Source organism: Pseudomonas sp. R62 (assembly GCF_000257605.1).
In the GTDB taxonomy this organism is placed as follows: Bacteria; Pseudomonadota; Gammaproteobacteria; order Pseudomonadales; family Pseudomonadaceae; genus Aquipseudomonas; species Aquipseudomonas atacamensis.
In genome coordinates this window covers 2,364,006-2,369,201 of record NZ_JH635999.1, presented here as the reverse complement: position 1 = coordinate 2,369,201, position 5,196 = coordinate 2,364,006, and the positions used below count along the sequence as shown (strand labels likewise).

At 60.0% G+C, this 5,196-nt stretch carries 4 protein-coding genes; 3 read left to right on the top strand and 1 reads right to left on the bottom strand.

Going from position 1 to position 5,196, the window contains the following annotated elements:
• The 3 genes from OQK_RS28415 to OQK_RS28405 form a co-directional block, all read left to right on the top strand.
• On the top strand, window positions 1-584 hold a 584-nt coding region (locus OQK_RS28415; protein ID WP_016775455.1), incomplete at its 5' end, for a YjbF family lipoprotein.
• On the top strand, window positions 581-1,342 hold the full coding sequence (locus OQK_RS28410) for a capsule biosynthesis GfcC family protein (RefSeq protein ID WP_016775454.1): 762 nt from the start codon (window positions 581-583) through the stop codon (window positions 1,340-1,342). The genes OQK_RS28415 and OQK_RS28410, both read left to right, overlap by 4 nt.
• Entirely contained in the window at window positions 1,339-3,417 is a 2,079-nt protein-coding gene (locus tag OQK_RS28405) for a YjbH domain-containing protein (RefSeq protein ID WP_016775453.1), read from the top strand. The genes OQK_RS28410 and OQK_RS28405 overlap by 4 nt, the downstream gene beginning before the upstream one ends.
• Window positions 3,418-3,758: 341 nt before the next feature.
• On the opposite strand, the gene OQK_RS28400 is transcribed toward OQK_RS28405, so the two are convergent.
• The gene (locus OQK_RS28400) at window positions 3,759-5,153 is read right to left on the bottom strand and encodes an undecaprenyl-phosphate glucose phosphotransferase (protein ID WP_016775452.1); all 1,395 of its coding nucleotides are present in this window, start codon (window positions 5,151-5,153) and stop codon (window positions 3,759-3,761) included.
• Window positions 5,154-5,196: the final 43 nt, after the last annotated feature.

Genomic DNA, 5,196 nt, shown 5'->3' with positions numbered 1-5,196 from the left:
ACAACCTCAAGGCCGCCGTCGTCGGCCCCGACGAGGTTGACGTTTCGGCGGCCGAAGTCGCCGGGGTCAACTACCCGCAACTGAAACTGACCACGCCATCCGGCTCAGGCGTGCTGGCGCTGGTGCGCGAGCGCGAAGACCTGCAATTCTGGGTCGCCTCCGGCAAGCAAGTGTTGCTGCTGCGCGATGGCCTCGCCGTGCGCAGCATCGGTCTCGGTCTGCAAGGCGACCTGGATGGCACGCGGCTGGCCGATGACTCGCCGTTCAAGCAAGGCCTGCATCACGTCGCCGACGGTTTCACCACACGGCGCTGGATCGATCTGTACAAAGGCCAGGAAGTCGGCGTGATCGTCAACAGCCGCTTCTCGCGCCGCGCCACCGAAACCCTGGAAATTCTCGACAAGCCTTACTCGGTGCTGCGCGTCGATGAACAGATCGACGCGCCAGCCATCGGCCTCAGTGCGACCAACCGTTACTGGGTCGACCCGCGCGACGGTTTCATCCTGCAAAGCGAGCAACAACTGACCTCGCAACTGCGCGTGAAGCTGGTGCAATTGACTCCTGACCGCAGGCATCTGCCGTGAAGCGCTTAAGCCTAATCGCGGCGGGTCTTCTGCTGATCGCAGGGGCGAGTCAGGCCGCCGTCACTGTGTCCGGCGACGTCGCCAATCCCGGTCCGATCGCGTTGCCGTCGGGTGGACGCCTGTTCGATGTGATCAGCGAAGCCGTGCCCAATGCCGAAGGCTATTGGCTGGCGGGCGGCTTGTTGCGCCAGTCGCTGGTCGAGGAGCAGACGCGGCTCAAGGTCGGCGTGTTGTTCGATCTCGAGGTCCTGCAACGCATGGCGACGCTGTTTGATCGGCCAAGCCGCGCGGCACTGGCACAGCGCATTGCCGAAGAGGTTCGACAGATGCCGGTGACCGGACGGCAGATCGCTGACCTTGATCCGGTGGCGGTGGAAGTCGGCTTCGCGCGCAACATTCGCCTGGATGACGGCGATCGACTGATCTACCCGAAACGGGTTGATGAAGTGCAAGTGTTGGGCGCGGTCACCGAGCCATGTCACTTGCCGTACCAGCCATTGCAGGAGGCGCGCGAATACCTGGAAGGCTGCTCGATTCTCGACGATGCCGAGGCCGATTACCTGTGGCTGATCCAGCCCAACGGCGTCTCGCGGCGCGTCGGCATCGCGCATTGGAATCGCGAGTCCGGGCAGTTTCCGGTGGCCGGCAGCAGGATTCTGGTGCCGATAAAAAATGATGATCTAGATCCGCCTCTTCCTGAACTGAATCAGCAGTTGGCCGAATTCATTGCCACGCAGCTGGCCGAGGTGGTTCGTTGAAGTTACGTTTTGCAGCTGTGTTGTTATTGCCCTGCGGTCTGGCCCACGCCGAGCCGCGCATCACCCAGAATGACTTCGGTGGCGCCGGTCTGTTGCAGACGCCGACGGCGCGCATGGCCCCGGCCGGCGAGCTGAGCGTCAACGCCAACCGCACCGATCCCTACAGCCGCTACAGCGTGTCGTTGCAACCGCTGGACTGGCTCGAAGGTTCGTTCCGCTACACCGCGATCACCAACCGGCCGTACGGCTCGGAGGCCCTCAGCGGCAGTCAAAGCTATAAGGACAAGGCGGTCGACGCCAAAGTACGCCTGTGGCAGGAAAGCCACTGGGCGCCAGAAGTGGCGCTGGGCTTTCGAGATATCGGTGGTACCGGTTTGTTCTCCAGCGAATTCTTCGTCGCCAACAAGCGCTTCGACAATTTCGACTTCAGCGCCGGCATTGCCTGGGGCTACATCGGTAATCGCGGCGACTTCGACAACCCGCTGGGCTACGTCAGCAATCGCTTCGATACGCGCCCGGCGCTGGAAGGCACCGGCGACGTCAACTCCGGCTCATACTTTCGTGGCAAGCCTTCGCTGTTCGGTGGCGTGAGCTACCAGACGCCTTGGGATCGGCTGAGTTTGAAGCTTGAATTCGAAGGTAACGACTACAAAAACGAGCCGAAGGACAACGAGATCAAACAGGACTCGCCGATCAACCTTGGCGCTGTGTTCAAGGTGACCGATTCGATCGACCTGAGCGCCGCGTGGGAGCGGGGCAACACGGCGATGTTCGGCGTGACCTTTCACACCAATTTCGTCAGCCGCAAGGCGCCGGCCAAGACCTACGATCCGACCCCCGAACCGCTGCCGGCGAAGGCGCCGACGACCTCGATGGAACAGGTCAACTGGGCCGATGTGTCGCGGCGTTTGCAGCAGAATGCCGGGTACAAGGTCGAGCGCATCAGCCAGCGCGATTCCGAACTGATCGTCTATGGCGAGCAGCAGCGTTATTTCCATTCGTCCAAAGCCGTTGGCCGCGCGAGCCGGATTCTCGACAACAGCGTCAACGACGACATCGACTGGTTCACCGTGGTCAACAAGCGCTACGACTTGCCGCTGGAAGAAACCAGCCTGCCGCGCCAGACCTTCCGCGAAGTGATCAACAACGAGGAACCCTTGGAGGCGCTGCACCGCACCACCGAAATCAACCCGGCGATGCCGCACAACGAGAAAACCCTCTACACCGAAGCGCCGCAGCATTTCAGCTATGGCGTGGGTCTGGGCTTCAAGCAAAACGTCGGCGGCCCGGATGGTTTGCTCTATCAATTCAGTGCTGATGCGGACGCTGAATATCGCTTCAACCGCAACACCTGGTGGAGCGGTTTGCTCAGCGCCAACCTGGTCAACAACTTCGACAAATTCGTCTATGACGCGCCGAGCGGATTGCCTCGCGTGCGCACGGATTTGCGCCAGTACCTGACGACGTCAAACACGACCATGCCGTTGTTTCAGCTCAGCCATGCCGAGCAGTTGGATAAGGATCTCTACGGCATGGTTTATGGCGGTTATCTGGAATCGATGTTTGCCGGCGTCGGTGCGGAAGTGTTGTTCCGCCCGACCGGCGAGCGCTGGTCGCTGGGCGCGGATCTGAACTGGGTGCGCCAACGTGATTTCGATCAGGGCTTTGCCTTGCGCGATTACTCGGTCGTGACCGGGCATATCACCGGCTATACCGATCTGCCGTTCGACACGCTGGCGGCGGTCAGTGTTGGTCGCTATCTGGCCGGAGACTGGGGCACGACCGTGGACATCTCGCGCGAGTTTTTTAACGGCGTGCGCGTCGGTGCCTGGGCAACCATCACCACGGCCAGTAGCGCCGAATATGGCGAAGGTAGTTTCGACAAGGGCCTGTACCTGTCGATCCCGTTCGACGAAATGATGAGCATGTCGACCATGCGCCGCGCCAACCTGGTCTGGGCGCCACTGACCCGAGATGGCGGCGCCAGACTGAGCCGCAGCTATCAACTGCACTCGATGACGGATAGCCGGGAAGGGGACATGTTCTATCGCAACTTCGAGAAGATTACCGAGTAAGCGCCAGGGTCCGGGCGCAACTCGAACCCTGTGGGAGCTGGCTTGCCAGCGATAGGGCCGCTCAATTACAACTCCATTGCCTGGGCTAACGCTATCGCTGGCAAGCCAGCTCCCACATGCGGCTTGTGTTACACCGCAATTATCGACCCAATCCCTAATCCCTGTGGGAGCTGGCTTGCCAGCGATGGGGCCGCTCAATCACAACTCCATTGCCTGGGCTAACGCTATCGCTGGCAAGCCAGCTCCCACAATGATCCTGCGTGGTTGAGCAATACCGGTGTGCCAAATCCCGCCCACAAAAAAGGGGACTTTCGTCCCCTTGTGATCTGCAGCGCTAAGCCTCAGTAAATATCCTTCGACAACAACGTAAACGGCGTCTTAACGAGGATCTTCAGATCCAGCCACAATGACCAGCTGTTGATGTACTGCAGGTCGATCTCGACACGCTTCTGCATCTTGTCGATGGTGTCGGTCTCACCGCGGCAGCCACTGATCTGTGCCAGGCCAGTGATGCCCGGTTTGATTCGGTGACGGGCCATGTAAGCGAGGATCTTGCCCGAGTAGTAATTGTTGTGCGCCACCGCATGCGGCCGTGGACCTACCAGCGCCATATGTCCCTGCAACACGTTGAACAGTTGCGGCAACTCATCCAGGGAAGTGCGGCGAATAAAACGGCCTACTGCGGTAATGCGCGAGTCATTGCGGCTGGCCTGTTTCACTTCGCGGTCATCGTGAACACGCATTGAGCGGAATTTCCAGACCTTGATCACCTTGCCGTTCCAGCCATGGCGGTCCTGCTTGAAAAATACCGGGCCGGGCGAGTTGATTTTCACCGCCAGAGCGATGATCAACAGCAGCGGACTGAGCGCGATGATCGCCAGGAATGCCACGGTTTTTTCAACCAGACTCTTGCTCAGGGCAGCGGTGGGGCGGCTGGTCAGCGGACTTTCGTTCAAGTAGATCGCCGGTAGGCCGTCCACGACTTTCACGGAGTGGTTGAGCAGGGTCAGGCTGTTCAAGTCCGGCACCCACACCACATCGACGTTGGCCCCGAGCAAGTCGACATACATCGCTTCGATCTTCGCGGCTTCGCACAGCGGCAGAGTAATGTAGAGGCGGCGAATGTCATGGGCTTCGATCAGCTCGAGCAACTCGTCCTGAGCACCTACGACACGCGGTGCGTCGGAAGCGAGGACCGGTTTGTCACCGTTGCTGACCAGACCGATCAGCGGCAGGTTTTCCAGTTGGCTGAGCTTTTTCGCCAGGCCCAACGCCAATTCGCCAGTACCGACGATCAACGTCCGGTGTTCGCTTTTACGCGAACGCTGGTAGTACTTGGAAAACGCATGCAGCGGCGCGTAGAGGAACGCCTGACCGAGGAAGCCATACACCGCCCAGCTGAGAATCACCTGACGGGAAAACAGCTCATCGGCCTGGCAGACAAACGCGATGCACGCCAGCGCGGCCATGGTCATCGACCAGCCCATGAACAAGCGGCCGAGGCCGGTCAGGTAGTTGTCGCGTTTGCGATAAACGCCGCTGAATGTGTAAGCCGGCACCGAAGCCAGGACGGCGAGGGTGGCGCACATTCGGTAGTAGAACGCGACGGTGCCGGTGTGCTGTTCAGCGAGAATGAACAGCAGCGTCACAACGAAAGCCTGTGCCAGCGCCCATTGGCCCCAAAAGGTCAGTCCCTTGAGGCCCGTGCTTCGATTAATACTGAGAGAAAGATCCATACGATATCCCCAAAAGACGTCCATTCAGGTTTCAACAGTTGAA

Excerpts from the sequence above, each read along its gene's own strand:
- OQK_RS28400 (WP_016775452.1), bottom strand. The coding sequence starts at position 5,153 with ATGGATCTTTCTCTCAGTATTAATCGAAGCACGGGCCTCAAGGGACTG.